This window comes from Pseudoalteromonas ulvae UL12 (assembly GCF_014925405.1).
GTDB classification, from domain to species: Bacteria; Pseudomonadota; Gammaproteobacteria; order Enterobacterales; family Alteromonadaceae; genus Pseudoalteromonas; species Pseudoalteromonas ulvae.
The window spans coordinates 1-16,969 of sequence record NZ_AQHJ01000023.1; the positions used below are offsets into that span (position 1 = coordinate 1).

Consider the following 16,969-nt stretch of genomic DNA (forward strand, 5'->3'; position numbering starts at 1 on the left):
ACTTTACAATAGGCTAGTTGTTGGGATATCGCCAAGCGGTAAGGCAGCGGGTTTTGATCTCGCCATTCCCAGGTTCAAATCCTGGTATCCCAGCCACTTCTCTTTTCATTTGTTAAGTGAAGTAAAAAAGTCCATCTGCGGGGGTGGCGGAATTGGTAGACGCGCTGGATTTAGGTTCCAGTATCGCAAGGTGTGAGAGTTCGAGTCTCTCCCTCCGCACCATATTCTTTAGCTAGAATTAAAATAGCTAGGTTGCATAACCTTAAAAGCACTGTACACATTCATGCTGCGGGGGTGGCGGAATTGGTAGACGCGCTGGATTTAGGTTCCAGTATCGCAAGGTGTGAGAGTTCGAGTCTCTCCCTCCGCACCAACATGAATGTTCAATATTTTGATTGTTGTAAATGCAAGTACAATATTTACATGCTTTTTGTTGGGATATCGCCAAGCGGTAAGGCAGCGGGTTTTGATCTCGCCATTCCCAGGTTCAAATCCTGGTATCCCAGCCACTTCTCTTTTAATTTGTTAAGTGAAGTAAAAAAGTCCATCTGCGGGGGTGGCGGAATTGGTAGACGCGCTGGATTTAGGTTCCAGTATCGCAAGGTGTGAGAGTTCGAGTCTCTCCCTCCGCACCAAATTGGCTAACCAAGTTAGCTAGTTTAAAATGACATTGTTGTTGGGATATCGCCAAGCGGTAAGGCAGCGGGTTTTGATCTCGCCATTCCCAGGTTCAAATCCTGGTATCCCAGCCAATTCATCTCTTATAGTTACTCTCTTGTTTATTCTATTCTCTTATTAATTCCTCATTAATTTATCTATTTGTTATTTGAAACTGTATTTTCCCCTATTCTTTTTCATCGTTCCTTTTCGTAATCATGCTGTTATTTTAAAATCAAAAAAATGCTGCTCAGTGGCAACATTTTTAGGGTGTTAAGTATGATGTACGTCTTAACTCATGGTCTCTGTTTCGCCCATTGCATATTTTAATACTTGTTTTTTAATCGGCCCACTTCGATTGGCAAGTCCTAACATACGCTGTCTTATCCAGCTTAATCCTTTCGCTTGATTTGAAAAACCAAGGTAACAAGCATCCATCGCGCTCATCATCAACAAATTGGCTCTTTTTCGTTGCTGTTGATATTGCGCAAGTCCGGCCACGGCACCTAAATCAGATTGATTATGCAAACACTTAGCTAATTCAACCACATCTTTGAAACCTAGATTGACGCCTTGGCCAGCAAGTGGGTTAATCGCATGAGCACTGTCACCTATTAGTACAACGCGATCGGCAAAATATTGATTGGCATGTTGCCGTGTAAGTGGAAAAACCGCATGGCGAAGCACTTCGAACTCACCAGCAAGCGTTGGATAAACGGCTAAGATTTCTTGCTTCAGCTGCGCTGGCGTAAGTTGCTTAAGTTTATCCAGTGTTTCACCTTGGTGATACCAGATCAAATTAGCGTACGGTGCCTGCAGAGGCAAAAAAGCCACCGGACCTGTCGATTGAAATTGTTGCCAAGTAATATCTTGTTGCTCAGCGTCGAGTTTAATTAAGATGCCCATGCAATGCTGTTGATATTGCCACCCTGTGACACCAATTCCAGCCAAAGTACGTGTTTTTGATTGCGCACCATCTGCACCAATGACCAAATCAGCGCTGAGTGAGGTATTTGAAAACGTGAGAGTCACCCGCTCATCAGCAGTATTAAGGCTAATGAGTTCTCCCAGATCACTGTGCACTGTAATGTCGTACTGAGAAAACTGTGACCAAAGTGCGGCTTGAATGACTTTATTTTCGATAATATGGCCCAAATGCGATTGATTAATCTCATCAGCCGAAAAAGTTAAGGTATGCGCCGCTGATTCAAAAGCGGCCAGACGACGATAAACCGCATGGCGATGTGATTGAATAATCGGCCAAGCGCCTAATTGAGAAAATAACTGTTCAGAAAAGCGATTAATTGCAGAAACACGAATATCAATTTCGGGATCAGATAAAACGGCGTCAGCATCAATTGGGTGTTGCTCTACGATATTAACGCGTGCACCCTGCTGAGCTAATTTGATTGCCATTGCAGCACCCACCATGCCACCACCGACAATGATCACTTCATTTTTCATAATTAGTCTCTTTATCTAAGATCGGATTATTGTATCGCAATTCCGCTAAAAATAACCTTTTCACCTGAATCTTGGACGGTTTTTTCACTCTTTTTCGCGATTAATCTTTGCGCAAACCTGATTAGTTTAAATCTATACTTGGCGAGCGGCTGTGATAGTTATAAAATACGCGTCCTTTAAGCGGTCGGTTTATAAACGAGGCAATAGTTAGATGAGTAAAAAGCTGCATATTAAAACCTGGGGTTGTCAGATGAATGAATATGACTCTCAGAAAATGGCTGATTTATTAGATGCCACCAATGGCTATCAATTAACAGAAGAAGCTGAAAATGCGGATGTTATTCTTTTAAATACCTGTTCTATTCGTGAAAAGGCACAAGAAAAGGTGTTTCACCAACTTGGCCGCTGGAAATTATTGAAAGACGATAACCCTGATTTAGTCATTGGTGTAGGTGGATGTGTGGCATCACAAGAAGGTGAAGTGATCCGCCAACGTGCGCCCTTCGTCGATATCGTGTTTGGCCCGCAAACATTGCATCGCCTTCCTGAAATGATTAAACAAGTCCAAGAAAAGCAAGGATCTGTGGTTGATATTTCATTCCCTGAGATTGAAAAATTTGACCGCCTACCTGAGCCAAAAGCTGAAGGTCCAACCGCTTTTGTATCGATTATGGAAGGTTGTTCTAAATACTGTACTTTCTGTGTAGTCCCTTATACTCGTGGTGAAGAAGTTAGCCGTCCACTGGATGACGTTATTTTAGAAGTCGCGCAACTTGCCGAGCAAGGCGTACGTGAAGTGAACTTACTCGGTCAAAACGTGAATGCTTACCGTGGCAAAATGCACGACGGTGAGATTTGTTATTTTTCTGATTTATTACGCTATGTTGCAGCGATTGATGGCATTGACCGTATTCGTTATACCACGTCTCACCCTGTCGAATTCACGCCTGATATTATCGAAGCATATGCGGATATTCCTGAGTTAGTCGATCATTTACACTTACCCGTGCAAAGTGGTTCAGACCGCATTTTAGCTCTGATGAAACGCGCGCATACGGCACTAGAATATAAATCGACAATTCGTAAATTGAAAAAAATTCGCCCGAACCTCAGCATGTCTTCTGACTTCATTATTGGTTTCCCGGGTGAAACGACTGCTGATTTTGAAGCAACGATGAATCTCATCAACGATATCGGTTTTGACATGAGCTTCAGCTTTATCTACAGCGCGCGTCCAGGTACCCCTGCCGCTGATTTACCAGATGACGTGTCTGAGCAAGAGAAAAAAGAACGTTTATATATTTTGCAAAACCGCATTACTCAGTTTGCGCAACAAATCAGTCGCCAAATGTTTGGCACAGAGCAACGTATTTTAGTTGAAGGGCCTTCGAAAAAGAATCCAATGGAGCTTCGTGGTCGTACTGAAAACAACAGAGTTGTAAACTTTGTCGGTGACCATAAATTAATAGGCCAATTTGTTGATGTCAAAATCACCGAAGCCTTACCAAACTCATTACGTGGCGACCTCGTTCGCACAGAAGCGCAAATGAACTTGCGTAAAGATATCGCACCTGCGGCTATTTTAAGTAAAAATGCGCCTGAGCAAGCCAATGACATTGGCGTTGCGACATTTACGCCGTAATTTTAAATTTTAGCACTACTGTTCACGCCAGCAAGTTGCTGGCGTGTTTTTAAAGGAATCAATTTTGAGCAATACCAAGAGCTTAGAAGTCTACTTAGAACCCTCTGATAACAAACGTCTTGCCTCTTTGTGTGGCCCTTTTGATGACAACATCAAACAAATTGAACGCCGTCTTGGTGTCGAAATTAGTCATCGCGTCAATTGCTTTCGTGTGACAGGCCATATCGTTGCCGCACAAGCAGGTATCGAAGTACTGAAAAACCTGTACATCGAAACTCAACCTGTTGCTGGCAAAACCAAAGAAATAGACCCAGATGTGGTGCACATGACGCTAGCCGAGGTAAGCTACCTTGATCAAGACGAAGCCAATAAAGAATTTGCCCAAGACGTTAATATCAAAACACGCCGCGGAGTCGTGAAACCACGAAATCCTAATCAAGCGCAATACGTTGCTAACATCCTTAATCATGATATTTGTTTTGGAATTGGTCCTGCTGGTACTGGTAAAACCTACTTAGCTGTCGCTGCCGCCGTTGATGCACTTGAACGTCAAGAAATTCGTCGTATATTACTAACACGACCGGCAGTTGAAGCGGGTGAAAAGCTTGGCTTCTTACCGGGTGATTTAACCCAGAAAATAGATCCTTACCTTCGCCCTCTTTACGATGCTTTATTCGAAATGTTGGGCTTTGAGAAAGTTGAACGCCTCATCGAAAAAAATGTCATCGAAGTCGCTCCCCTTGCTTATATGCGCGGCCGTACACTTAATGATGCATTTATTATTTTAGATGAAAGCCAAAATACCACCGTTGAACAAATGAAGATGTTCCTGACCCGAATTGGTTTTAATTCTAAAGCTGTCATCACTGGTGATATTACTCAAGTTGATTTACCTCGTGGCGCTCGCTCAGGGCTGCGTCACTCAATCGAGGTATTGGGCAATGTAGAAGAAATTAGTTTTAACTTTTTTCAAGCACAAGATGTGGTCCGTCACCCTGTTGTTGCCCGTATTGTTGAAGCTTATGAAAGTTTTGAAGAAATTGAACGTAAAAAACGTGCCGAAAAGCAAGCAGCGATGGAAAATAAATCATGACTGAACTTGATTTACAATTGGCCACTGAATTCGATAATTTACCCAGCGAAGAGCAGTTTCACTTATGGGCTGACAGCGTATTAACGTTATTTCGCGAAAACAGTGAGTTAACCATTCGTCTTGCTGATGCAGCCGAAAGCCAGCAGCTAAACTTTGAATACCGGGGTAAGAACAAGCCAACCAATGTGCTGTCTTTTGAGTTTGAAGCCCCTCCAGGTATGGATTTACCACTCGTCGGCGATTTGCTTATTTGCCCACATATTGTGTATCAAGAAGCAATCGAGCAAGAAAAAACATTCCATGACCACTTTGCACACATGGTCGTTCACGGTTGTTTGCATTTACTTGGCTTTGATCATATTGAGCCAGCAGATGCCAATGAGATGGAAAGTCACGAAAAAGAAATCCTTGCCAAGCTTGGGATCAGTGACCCGTATCGTGATGATGCAGAATAACTTTAAACTTGCGTCGATTCACAGTATATTGATCCGGTTTTAAGAACAAACAGAATTATTTCACCTCTAGATTTACCCATTTTAATCATGGAGTAAGCTAGATAAGTTAAAGCAATATGGAGCTAAAAAATAGCGTATGAGCGACGATAACTCGCAGAGTAGCCAGGGTTCGTCTGGTAAAACATGGTTAGGGCGTATCGCCCAAATGTTTCAGGGTGAACCCCAAAACAGAGCTGAATTAGTCGAGGTTATATTAGACGCACAAGAACGTGCATTAATCGACCCCGAAACTAAAGACATGATGAAAGGTGTATTAGGCGTATCGCAATTAAAAGTGCGTGACATCATGATCCCCCGTTCTCAAATGACCACTTTAGACATTGAGCAGTCACTCACTGAATTACTGCCTATCATGGTCGAATCAACTCATTCACGTTTTCCGGTTGTCTGTGAAGATAAAGATCATATCGAAGGTATTTTACTCGCCAAAGATCTATTACCGCTGATTTTAACTGATCAGGATGATATGCCTAGCTTAGCTTCGTACTTACGCCCAGCGATGGTCGTACCTGAGAGCAAGCGTGTTGATACCCTACTCAATGAATTTCGCCAACAACGCTACCACATGGCGATTGTGGTCGATGAATATGGTGGTGTATCAGGTTTAGTGACCATTGAAGATATTCTCGAATTGATTGTCGGTGAAATCGAAGATGAACACGACCACGAAGAGGAAATACAAGATATTCGTCAAATTGCTACCCATGTTTTCTCTGTGCAAGCATTGACGCCTCTGGATGAGTTTAACGCGTATTTCTCTACCCAGTTTGATACTCAAGAAGCAGACACCATAGGTGGTATTGTATTACACGCTTTTGGTCATATGCCTTCTCGAGGCGAAACCATTGAAGTCAGTGGATTACAAGTTAAAATCACTAATGCTGACAGCCGTCGTATTCAGCAGATACAAGTTACTGTACCAAAGAATGGTCAGGTTGTAACTGAAGACGCAGCCTAATGCACTGGTTTCGTCCTGAAAAAAAAAGCATGCTTGCGCTTGTCGCTGGCATGCTTTTAACGTTTAGCTTCTCACCATTCTCAATTTGGCCACTTAGTTTTGTCTCAATGGCCATCCTGTGTTATTGCCTCCACCAACAACCGTGGCAACAAGCTGCAAAGCTAGGCTTTTTATTTGGTTTCGCTTGGTTTGCCGTTGGGATCAGTTGGGTGCATGTTTCCATTGCACAATTTGGTGGCCTGCCTTTAATTGTTTCACTGGCCTTAATGGCCGCCCTCGCCGCTTACCTTGCTTTATTTCCGGCGTTGGCATCTGCTGTTACTGCCAAACTGTCAAAACGTTACTGGCTTGGTATCTTTATCCCCATTTGGCTGATCAGCGAACATTTAAGAGGCACACTCTTAACTGGTTTTCCATGGTTGTCATTTGGTTATAGCTTAACTGATAGCCCACTTAATGTACTGGCTCCGGTGATGGGCGAATTTGGTCTGACTGCCTGTGTTATCCTCGGTGGATACGGTTTGTTTTGCTTGTACATCAAGCAATGGCATTTTGCCGCATACTCATTGGCTGTTATTGTTATAAGTTCAATGCTCGCACCTTTTATGAACTCAACATTTTATCAAGGTGAACCGATTAAAGTGGCCTTAGTGCAAGGCAATATCAAACAAGAGCTCAGATTTGATCCTGATGAATTTGCACGGACCATGCTCAAATATCAAGATTTAACTCGCCTTAATTGGGATGTTGATTTAGTGGTTTGGCCTGAAGCTGCGGTGCCCGAGATTGAAGTGATGGCACAAGAATATCTACAACGTATCGATAGCGCTGCAGCATTAAATAACACGGCACTCATTACTGGCATTGTCGATTATCAACCCAGTACAAAAGCGATTTTCAATACCTTAATTGTACTGGGTAAGCAACATAACAGCGATCAGACGGGTCATTATCAGTATTTACATCAAAATCGCTACCAAAAATACAAACTCTTACCTGTGGGTGAGTTTGTACCATTTGAAGAGGTACTTCGCCCGCTTGCGCCTTTATTCAATCTTGCATGGTCATCTTTTACTCAGGGCGAGCAAGTTCAAGCAAACCTGACAGCGAATGGCCTCAATATTTTACCCGCTATCTGTTTTGAAATTGTGTTTACTGATTTAGTCCGAGATAATTACCGCAACGAATCAGATATTTTATTTACTGTGAGTAATGATGCGTGGTTTGGTGATTCACATGGCCCCCACCAGCACATGCAAATTGCACGCATGCGCGCAATTGAGCTAGGTCGGCCACTATTAAGAGTAACCAATAATGGTATTACCGCGATATTTGATCCTTTAAGTGGCCAACAACAACGCCTAGCGCAATTTGAAGCTGCAGTGCTCAACACTAGCATTCATAAAATCAAAGGGGAAACCTTTTACGCTCAGTATGGAAAAACCCCGTGGTGGTCACTCGCTCTGCTGATTTTGCTCATCACTATATGGTTAAACTACCGTCTAAAAAGTCAATAAGCTAAAAAAAGGTCGCTTATCGCGACCCTTTTTATTTAATGACCTATGTGTGAATAACAACTTACATTGGGTTTATTCCGAGTCACTGCCATTGACAATATCTGCAATGCCACTTAAACGCTGCAATGCCACATCGTTAATTGTGTCTTTTGCATAGGTGCCTTTTTTAGATAAATCGCCCGCTTCTTTACCCATTAAGATCTCTAACGCTTCATCGACGGTCGCAACAGCATACACATGAAACTTTTCTTGTTCGACTGCACGGCACACTTCGTCATTGAGCACTAAATTGACACGGTTAGACTTAGGAATAATCACGCCTTGATCACCCGTTAATCCACGCATTTTACATAATTTGAAAAAGCCTTCGATTTTTTCATTCACACCACCAATCGCCTGAACTTCGCCATGCTGGTTAATTGAACCCGTTAACGCAATACTTTGATTGATTGGCAAGCGTGTAATCGCCGACAAAAGCGCACATAACTCGGCGAGTGATGCACTATCACCATCGATATAACCATAGCTTTGCTCAATGGCTATATTGGCGCTCAGTGTCAATGCAAACTCTTGTGCGTATTTATTACCTAAATAACCCGTTAATAACATCACACCTTTTGAATGAATGGCTTTGCCAAGTTCAGCCTCACGCTCAATATCCAGCACCCCATCACTACCCGCGTAAACGGTCGCGGTGATCCGAGCTGGGCTACCAAAGCTGGTATCACCAATGTGTAAAACGGTTAAACCATTCACTTTACCCACGGCTTGACCTTGTGTATCAATTAAGGTGTGGCCCTCTTTGATTTCATCAAGCATGTTTTCACTGATTTGCCCTGTCCGGTACTCTTTACCTTGCAAAGCTTCATCAATATGGAATGCTTCGATATAATTGCTGGTATCTTGGCGGGCGTAATAATGAGCTTCGTTGACTAATTCCAAAATATCGGCAAATCGAGCTGAGAGCTTTGATTGATGCTCTGCTTGGCGGTAACTGAAATACATTAATCTTGCCATCGCTTGCGCACTAAGGTCGCTACTGAGGTTCTCACTGACATGTTGCTGGACTCGGGTAATCAATTGATAACGATATTTATCAGAATCTGGTATGAAATACTCAAAGTCGGCCAAAACTCTAAAAAACTCATTAAACTCATCGTCGTAATCTTGCATCAAATAATACAAATCGCGAGAGCCAAGCAAAATGATTTTTACATCAAGCGGAATAAGCTGGGGTCTTAGGGTAAAACTGCCACCTAAGCTGCTTTCTTGGGCAGGCAAATCATTTTTTATATGGTGAGCTTTGAGTGATAATTTCAGGCCATCCCATACTTGCGGGTTCGCCATCACTTTTTCAGCATCCATAATTAAGTAACCGCCGTTGGCTTTATGTAAAGCGCCCGCTTGGATAGAGCGATAACTGGTGACCACTGAACCTTGCTGAGACGAATACTCCACTTTGCCAAACACATTCCCAAAGGTCGGATTTGGCTCATACACAACAGGTGCAGGGTCGTCTTCTTTGTAATCAACGATTAGATTAGGTGCAAAGTAATCGGCTAACATCGCCTTTTTATCGAGATCTTCATTTTTTTCTTCTGACTCATCCGCCAACCACTCAAGTACCGCATCAATGAGCTCTTTTCTCAGTTCTTTGAAATATTTCAAAATACCTATTTGCGTGGCATATTTATGCTCGAGCTCTTTTAACAGTGGTTTGATAGCTTGCTCTGCCGTCGCTCGCTTTAATTCTCGTAGTTTTTCAGACGATTCACGTTTCCATCGCGGTAGCTCAATTAAGGCTTCGTTCAAATCATCTTCTAATGCTGTAATTCTGGCAAAAATTTCTGTGCGCAGTGTTTCTGGTAACGCTGCAAACTGAGTTTCATCCAATTGCTTGCCATCCACAACAGGGGCAAAACTAATCACGCCATTGTCTTCGAATAAGACAATTCCTTGTGTAATTGCTTTCGCTTCGACTAAATCGATCGCTTGATCGTATTTGGTATTAAACGCGGCATCGATTGATTTTTTCTTGCGTTGATAACCTGGGTTATCAAACGCAGCTGGGAAAGTATCAATAATTTCGTCAATCAACGAATCAATATCAGCGCAAAATAGTTTACTTTCACCCGCGGCTAAGCAAATGGCGATGGGCTCTCGATGATCTTCAAAATTATTAACATAAAGCCATTCTAACGGTGTTTTACGGGTTTTGCTATGAGCTGTCAGTTTATCTTTAACTAAGGTAAAACGCCCTAATGCAGCCTCTCCCATCACATATAAATTGTAACCTTGAAGTTCCATTCCTAACGAAAAATCAATCGCGCTACGTGCGCGCTGCTGACCAATAAAACTTAAATCATCGGGGTAAGGGGCCGCCATGCAGCTCGAAATTTGCTGAAGATCTATCGAAGGAGTCAGTGTTTTCACTGATAATTGATTGGTTTTTATCGTCATTGCCTATTCTTATATTGATTTACGACAAACAGAGTCAACATCACACTACACAGTGATAAAGAAACGTTTAATATTAATGGCTCAAGCTTACCTAAGCATTCGTTAAGTTAAAACTAGCAATTGAGGTTTTTGGTAAATAAATCCATTTATGGACTAAGGGCTTGGCGTGTAAAGTATATCCCTTGGCATTTCGAGCACGCATCGATTTTTACTGGGTGGTAATTGTGTATCGATTGGTCACAGTTTTTACAGGTTAAAATGCCTATCCCCACCCATTCTCCTTGATGATAAATCCCGTTATGTTGGAAATCTTCGAGTAAAGAAAACCACTCAACTTGCGAGCGATCCGCCACTTCGGCCAATTCATACCAACAAGACTCTTTGAGTTCTTCGAGTGCCAATTGGTGATAATGTTTTTGATGGGCTTGCCAGTGGGATAAATCACGCAGAAAATACTCTTTGTACTGTGCTAATTGCTCTGAGCTATAGTGCCCAATCGCTTTGGCTTCATTTTCGCCTTTTTGAATGTATGCGACAAGTTGGCTTAATTCATGTTTTTTAACATCACTGAGCCACTGATGAAGCTCTTCCAACCATTTTTGATAGTTATTGCTGTGACTCATACTTAGCTCTCCGTGAAAGGCCTTATTTTGAGTATAGACAATTGAGGCTATTTTTCTGCAACCGCTGATATAATGGACAAAGTAAATGACTGATATTGAGTTCGATTAAATAAACTAAGCTCTGGTTAAGAGCTTTATTATCCAGAATTCAGGTCAAATAGTGTAATCGCTTATTTTTTAAGATGATTGACTAACAATTAGCTATAACGACTTAGCATAAAAAACAAAAACAACATAACCTATTGTTTAGGTTATGAATAATTAATGGTTCAATAATTGCTTATTTTTATTAACTGAATAAGAACAAACACAGAAAAGGATGTAAAATGACTGTTAAAGTTGAAGATCGCCCTATTGAAACATTACGTCAAGAAACCATAGACCAGCTCATCTTAAACTATAGCCATGGTATTTTATCTAATGAAGCATTTGAACGGCGTCTTGATCAAGCGATGGCCACGCAAAATCATCAAGAGCTCGAGGCGCTAGTCAGTGATTTAACTCTTAAGACCGATCCACTCTACACTGAACGTAAAGAGCAACGATTCAACACTCAATACTCTGACCACCCAGCCGAAGAAGCCGAAAACATTATTAATGTCTTTGGTGGAACTAAACGCAGTGGATTGTGGCAGGTACCTAAAACCATCAATGTGTTTAGCCTATTTGGTGGCTCAGAAATAGATTTTTCAAACGCGGTATTCACCGGTCCGAATGTTACTATCAAAGCAAAAAGCATCTTTGGCGGCGAAGCCATTTATGTGCCCGAAAATGTCAATGTTGTCACTAAAACCTTTTGTATCTTTGGTGGGATCAGTAACAAAGCTCCTTCTATTTATAACCGCCAAGCACCAACCATCACCATCGAGGGGTTTGTTTTGTTTGGGGGAATAGATATCAGCATTAAACGCACCGTAAAAGAAAAGTTTGTTGCCTTTGCAAATGAACTAAAAAGTATGTTTCATTCTTAAAACAAAAAGAAAAAAGAGTAAGCAACCAGCTTACTCTTTTTATATTGCGTCGAGTTTTGATTCAAACCTTTGAGTATTACCTATCAGTCGATGACTCAGCATAAAAAGTAAAACTCTAGCTATTTTCACAACAAATGAATCTCTTTGAAACCGACATCAAGCCTACAATCTTCGCTAGCGACCCGTCTGAATTTAAGTTATCCTATCGGCAATTTTTTATTAGTTTGCAAGAAGTTTGGAATTGTAAATGCAAGAGCAATATAACCCGCAGGGTATAGAATCAGAAGTACAAGCATACTGGGACAAAAACCAAGTATTTAAAGTAACAGAAGACGAAAGCAAAGAAAAATTCTACTGTCTGTCAATGTTCCCATACCCAAGTGGTCGATTACACATGGGCCATGTACGTAACTATACTATTGGTGATGTTGTCTCTCGTTTCCAACGTCTGCAAGGCAAAAATGTAATGCAACCTATGGGTTGGGATGCATTTGGCTTACCTGCTGAAAATGCTGCTATTAAAAATAATACGGCTCCTGCTAAATGGACCTATGAAAATATCGACTACATGCGTACTCAGCTTAAGCAGCTTGGCTTTGGTTATGACTGGGACCGCGAAATCGCAACATGTCACCCTGAATACTACAAGTGGGAACAATGGTTCTTCACTAAATTGTATGAAAAAGGCTTAGTTTACAAAAAAATGTCAACTGTAAACTGGGATCCAGTTGACCAAACTGTATTGGCAAACGAGCAAGTTATTGACGGCCGAGGTTGGCGATCTGGTGCTTTAGTTGAGCAAAAAGAGATCCCACAGTGGTTTATTAAAATCACTGATTACGCGCAAGAGTTATTAGATGATTTAGATAAACTTGAGCACTGGCCTGAGCAAGTTAAAACCATGCAGCGCAACTGGATTGGCCGCTCAGAAGGTCTCGATGTTGAATTTAAACGCGTTGATAATAACGAAAGTTTCCGCGTTTATACCACGCGCCCTGATACCATTATGGGTGTGACCTATGTTGCAGTTGCCGCGGGCCACCCGATTGCAATTGAAGCAGCTAAAAATAGCCCAGGTGTGGCAACGTTTGTTGAAGAATGTAAAAACAACAAAGTAGCCGAAGCCGATATGGCCACTATGGATAAAAAAGGCATTGCAACTGGTTTCTATGCCACTCATCCGTTAACTGGCCAACAAGTGCCAATTTGGGTCGCTAACTTTGTCTTGATGCATTACGGTTCTGGCGCGGTGATGGCAGTACCTGCTCACGACCAACGTGATTTCGAATTCGCAACAGCTTACGGCTTAGATATTAAACAAGTCATCGCACCAGCAGCAGGCTCTGATTTGGTTGCCGATATCGACAACCAAGCCTTCACAGATAAAGGCACACTTATTAACTCTGAGCAATTTGATGGCTTAGATTTTGATGGTGCCTTTAACGCGATAGCTGACGCGCTTACTGCGCAAGGCTTAGGTGAACGAAAAGTAAACTTCCGTTTACGAGATTGGGGTGTAAGTCGTCAGCGCTATTGGGGCTCTCCTATCCCAATGCTCAATAAAGAAGACGGTTCAGAATTAGCTGCCCCTGAAGAAATGTTACCTGTACGCTTGCCTGAAGATGTGGTGATGAATGGTGTTACGTCACCAATTAAAGCCGATCCGCAGTGGGCTCAAGCTCAACTAAATGGTGAAACAGTTTTCCATGAAACCGATACGTTTGATACGTTCATGGAATCATCTTGGTATTATGCTCGCTATTGTAGCCCTCGGTTTGCTGAAGGCATGTTAGAGCCAGGTGCAGCCAATTACTGGTTACCGGTCAATCAATACATAGGTGGTATCGAGCATGCTATCTTGCATTTATTGTACTCGCGTTTCTTCCACAAATTGTTACGTGATTTTGGCCTAGTCAACTCTGATGAACCATTTGAGCGTTTACTGTGTCAAGGTATGGTGCTAGCCGAAACATATTATCGTAAAGACGAAAAAGGCGGTGATATCTGGATTTCACCTTCTGATGTTGAAACCGAAAAAGACGATAAAGGCCGTATCATTAAAGCGTGGCACAAAACAGATGGCGAGCCTGTGTTCTCATCTGGTATGAGCAAAATGTCAAAGTCAAAAAATAACGGTATCGACCCACAATCTGTTATTGAACAGTATGGTGCCGACACAGTTCGTTTATTTATGATGTTTACTGCCCCACCGGAGCAAACCCTTGAATGGTCTGATTCTGGTGTTGAAGGCGCGCACCGTTTTGTTCGCCGTGTCTGGAAATATGCCTTCGATGTTAAAAATGCGGGTTCTGCTACCTTAGATATCGCAGCATTATCAAATGATCAAAAAGCATTACGCCGTGAGTTACATAAAGCGATTGCCAAAGTGACCGATGATTTAGAACGTCGCCAAACATTCAATACTGCGATTGCGGCAGTTATGGAGCTATTAAACAAACTTACTAAAGCACCGCTTGATTCTGAACAAGATAAAGCCTTAGCCCATGAAGCGCTCAATGCGTTAGTGATTATGTTGTCGCCTATTATCCCGCATGTTTGTCATCAATTATGGCAAGAAATGGGCAAAGAAGGCGATGTCATCAATGCCGAGTGGCCATCGTTTGACTCAGCAGCCATGATTGAAGACGAAAAACTCATTGTGGTACAAGTGAACGGTAAAGTTCGCGCGAAAGTAACTGTTGCAGCCGATGCTGAGCAATCTCACGTTGAAGAAATTGCCTATGCTGAAGCGAATGTGAGCCGTTTCTTAGAAGGCGTTACAATCCGCAAAGTTATTTATGTTCCGGGTAAATTACTGAATGTGGTTGCCAACTAAGATGTTTCGCACGTCGACCTTTTTAGGATACATAGCGCTTTCGCTATGTATCCTTGTTACTGCAGGCTGCGGGTTCACACTCAAGCAAGCCTCTAATTTACCCACTGACTTACAACAGTTAACGTTTAGTGCTGTTGATCCTCAATCTGATTTATACCGCATAATGAAAAAACAATTTTCATTAGCAAAAATCGATTATAAAAATGAAGTCAGAGCTGACCGCGCCGAGTTAACGTTGCTCAGCGATCAACTTGACCGTCGCACTTTGTCTTTATTCCCAAATGGGCAAGTCGCTGAATACGAATTAACTTATGGTGTACGATATCAAGTGACTCGTCCCGGTGCACAAGCTACCGAGCAATACTTTGAGATTTATCGTAACTATCAAGATGATCCTGATAGTGCCTTGGCTAAAGCCAAAGAACTTGAGCTGATTTTATCTGAAATGCGCTTACAGGCTAGTCGACGTATTGTTCGAGAATTGGCCCAACTTTAATGCGCTGCTATGCCAATCAGTTAGCCAGTAAACTCCAACAGCGTCTTGAGCTGGTTTACATGGTGTTAGGCGATGAACCATTTCAAGTGCAGCAATGCTGTCATGCGATTAAAACAGCCGCTAAACAACATGGCTATGATGAGCATATTCGTTTATCGGTGACTCCACAGTTTGATTGGCAAGAAATAGAACAACACCTCAATAGCTTATCGCTATTCAGTGATAAAAAAATCATTGAGTTAGATTTTGCCGATGCCAAAGCTGGCCAGCAAGGCGCTAAAGTATTAAAAAGCATTGCTGAACGCCCAAATCCTGATTGCCTCATTTTAATTAAAGGGAATAAAAATGGCCCTGAGGTCCAAAAAACGGCTTGGTTTAAAGCTCTTGATAATATCGGATTATTTGTACCTTGTTACGAAATAACAGGTCATCACTTACACACTTGGTTAAATGGCCAATGTCAGCAATTACAACTTAACCTCGACGGTGATGCTAAAGCGCTGCTGCTAGAATCTACGCAAGGTAATTTACTGGCCACATATCAAGAGCTTGAAAAGCTGTCTTTACTGTATGGTCAGGCTGCGGTCAGTCGCCAATTACTCGCGCCTGTACTGCTTAATCAAGCTAAATTCGATATTTTTGATCTCACCGATGCACTGCTACAAGGAAACAGCAAACAAGCCGTTACGATTGTTGCTCGCTTGCAAAAGGACAACACAGAGATCACTTCCATCGCATGGGCAATTGCACGTGAAGCGCAACAATTATTCACCATGCAAACTCGCTTACAGCAAGGGCTCAATAAAGCACAGGTATTCAAAGAGTGTAATATATGGAAGAATCGTCAAGCAATAACCGAGCAGGCACTCAATCGCTTACCCTACCAACAATTAACATTGTTAATTAGCCAATTAGCTTTATTTGACCGCCACTTTAAACAAGGCACGCTTGCTTGCCCTTTTCAAGCCATCACACACATTGCATTGGGCTTTTGTCAGCCCGTTAATGTAGCCTTGCCAATCTATCACGACCCAATATGATAGGTATTTTTGGCGGCACATTTGATCCGATCCATCAAGGGCACCTAAATATTGCCACACACTGCATTGAGCAATTGCCTCTGAGCACACTCGCATTTATGCCCTGTGCACAACCGGCACATAAAACACACAGCGGTGTCAGTGCAGAACAACGCTTGGCCATGGTTAAATTAGCCATTGCGCAGCAGCCTAAATTTACCATTGATGATCGAGAACTGAAACGCAAAGGCCCTTCCTATTCATTACTGAGTCTGCAAGAGTTAAGGCAAGAACACCCAAACGACGCCATTGCCTTTTTAATCGGCATGGATTCACTGAATAACTTACATAAATGGTATCAGTGGCAAGAAGTCGTCGACTTATGCCATTTAATTGTCTGCCAGCGTCCAGGTGAAGCATTAAACCCAAGCCCAGTAATACGCGATTACATTGCACGAAACAGCGCACCTGATGTGCACGCTTTAAAAACAAAACAAGCAGGTCTTTGCTATTTTTTGGCCACTTCTTTGACGGCGATTTCGTCAAGTGAACTGCGCGAACAACTTAAGACATCCCCTAGCCTGCCAGAACATTTGCCCACCAGTGTCGCTAACTACATTAAAAATCAGCATATCTACTGTTAATTTTCATTCTCATCTTAATAATTACAAGCAGCCGTGATAAAATCACTAATTAGCTTTAACTTATTTGTGAGAAC

General features: G+C 42.2%; 13 protein-coding genes and 6 tRNA genes. 16 read left to right on the forward strand and 3 right to left on the reverse strand.

The annotated features are described in order from the left end of the window. Positions 1-21 precede the first annotated feature (21 nt). From PULV_RS03475 to PULV_RS03500, 6 genes are all read left to right on the forward strand, one after another. Positions 22-96, forward strand: a tRNA-Gln gene (locus tag PULV_RS03475). A gap of 41 nt (positions 97-137) precedes the next feature. Then, positions 138-222 (forward strand) — tRNA-Leu (locus PULV_RS03480). Positions 223-288: 66 nt separating this feature from the next. After that, positions 289-373, forward strand: a tRNA-Leu gene (locus PULV_RS03485). Positions 374-434: 61 nt separating this feature from the next. Next, positions 435-509: transfer RNA gene (locus PULV_RS03490), tRNA-Gln, on the forward strand. Positions 510-550: 41 nt separating this feature from the next. After that, positions 551-635, forward strand: a tRNA-Leu gene (locus PULV_RS03495). 42 nt (positions 636-677) lie between these two features. Then, positions 678-752 (forward strand) — tRNA-Gln (locus tag PULV_RS03500). 196 nt (positions 753-948) lie between these two features. Here the strand turns inward: PULV_RS03500 and PULV_RS03505 are convergent. Continuing rightward, positions 949-2,121: an FAD-dependent monooxygenase gene (locus PULV_RS03505; RefSeq protein ID WP_176365127.1), complete on the reverse strand. Its 1,173-nt coding sequence runs from the start codon at positions 2,119-2,121 to the stop codon at positions 949-951. Positions 2,122-2,332: 211 nt separating this feature from the next. Between PULV_RS03505 and miaB the strand changes: the two genes are divergently transcribed. The 5 genes from miaB to lnt all read left to right on the forward strand — a co-directional run bounded on the left by miaB (position 2,333) and on the right by lnt (position 7,846). Further along, on the forward strand, positions 2,333-3,763 hold the full coding sequence (gene miaB / locus PULV_RS03510; protein ID WP_193330942.1) for a tRNA (N6-isopentenyl adenosine(37)-C2)-methylthiotransferase MiaB: 1,431 nt from the start codon (positions 2,333-2,335) through the stop codon (positions 3,761-3,763). Positions 3,764-3,827: 64 nt separating this feature from the next. Next, positions 3,828-4,856, forward strand: coding sequence for a PhoH family protein (locus tag PULV_RS03515; protein WP_193330943.1), 1,029 nt, complete (start codon positions 3,828-3,830; stop codon positions 4,854-4,856). Further along, the gene (gene ybeY, locus PULV_RS03520) at positions 4,850-5,311 is read left to right on the forward strand and encodes an rRNA maturation RNase YbeY (protein WP_193331251.1); all 462 of its coding nucleotides are present in this window, start codon (positions 4,850-4,852) and stop codon (positions 5,309-5,311) included. Before PULV_RS03515 ends, ybeY begins: the two co-directional genes overlap by 7 nt. Before the next feature lie 136 nt (positions 5,312-5,447). Further along, on the forward strand, positions 5,448-6,329 hold the full coding sequence (gene corC, locus PULV_RS03525; protein WP_086742924.1) for a CNNM family magnesium/cobalt transport protein CorC: 882 nt from the start codon (positions 5,448-5,450) through the stop codon (positions 6,327-6,329). Beyond that, positions 6,329-7,846, forward strand: a complete 1,518-nt coding sequence (gene lnt, locus PULV_RS03530) for an apolipoprotein N-acyltransferase (RefSeq protein WP_227009344.1) — start codon at positions 6,329-6,331, stop codon at positions 7,844-7,846. Before corC ends, lnt begins: the two co-directional genes overlap by 1 nt. Positions 7,847-7,918: 72 nt before the next feature. On the opposite strand, the gene PULV_RS03535 is transcribed toward lnt, so the two are convergent. Next, on the reverse strand, positions 7,919-10,306 hold the full coding sequence (locus tag PULV_RS03535) for a Lon protease family protein (protein ID WP_086742923.1): 2,388 nt from the start codon (positions 10,304-10,306) through the stop codon (positions 7,919-7,921). A gap of 146 nt (positions 10,307-10,452) precedes the next feature. Then, positions 10,453-10,929, reverse strand: a complete 477-nt coding sequence (locus tag PULV_RS03540; RefSeq protein WP_193330944.1) for a zinc ribbon-containing protein — start codon at positions 10,927-10,929, stop codon at positions 10,453-10,455. 326 nt (positions 10,930-11,255) lie between these two features. Here PULV_RS03540 and PULV_RS03545 point away from each other — a divergent pair, with 326 nt between their 5' ends. From PULV_RS03545 to nadD, 5 genes are all read left to right on the forward strand, one after another. Next, positions 11,256-11,900 (forward strand): DUF1707 SHOCT-like domain-containing protein, encoded by a 645-nt coding sequence (locus tag PULV_RS03545; protein ID WP_086742921.1) that lies wholly within the window; start codon positions 11,256-11,258, stop codon positions 11,898-11,900. Positions 11,901-12,147: 247 nt separating this feature from the next. Then, positions 12,148-14,736 (forward strand): leucine--tRNA ligase, encoded by a 2,589-nt coding sequence (gene leuS, locus PULV_RS03550; protein WP_193330945.1) that lies wholly within the window; start codon positions 12,148-12,150, stop codon positions 14,734-14,736. 1 nt (position 14,737) lies between these two features. Then, a complete protein-coding gene (locus PULV_RS03555; RefSeq protein ID WP_193330946.1) occupies positions 14,738-15,232 on the forward strand; it encodes an LPS-assembly lipoprotein LptE in 495 nt (164 codons plus the stop codon). Further along, entirely contained in the window at positions 15,232-16,272 is a 1,041-nt protein-coding gene (holA, locus tag PULV_RS03560; RefSeq protein WP_193330947.1) for a DNA polymerase III subunit delta, read from the forward strand. The genes PULV_RS03555 and holA overlap by 1 nt, the downstream gene beginning before the upstream one ends. After that, positions 16,269-16,895 (forward strand): nicotinate-nucleotide adenylyltransferase, encoded by a 627-nt coding sequence (gene nadD / locus PULV_RS03565; RefSeq protein WP_193330948.1) that lies wholly within the window; start codon positions 16,269-16,271, stop codon positions 16,893-16,895. The genes holA and nadD overlap by 4 nt, the downstream gene beginning before the upstream one ends. The last annotated feature ends 74 nt before the right edge of the window (positions 16,896-16,969 follow it).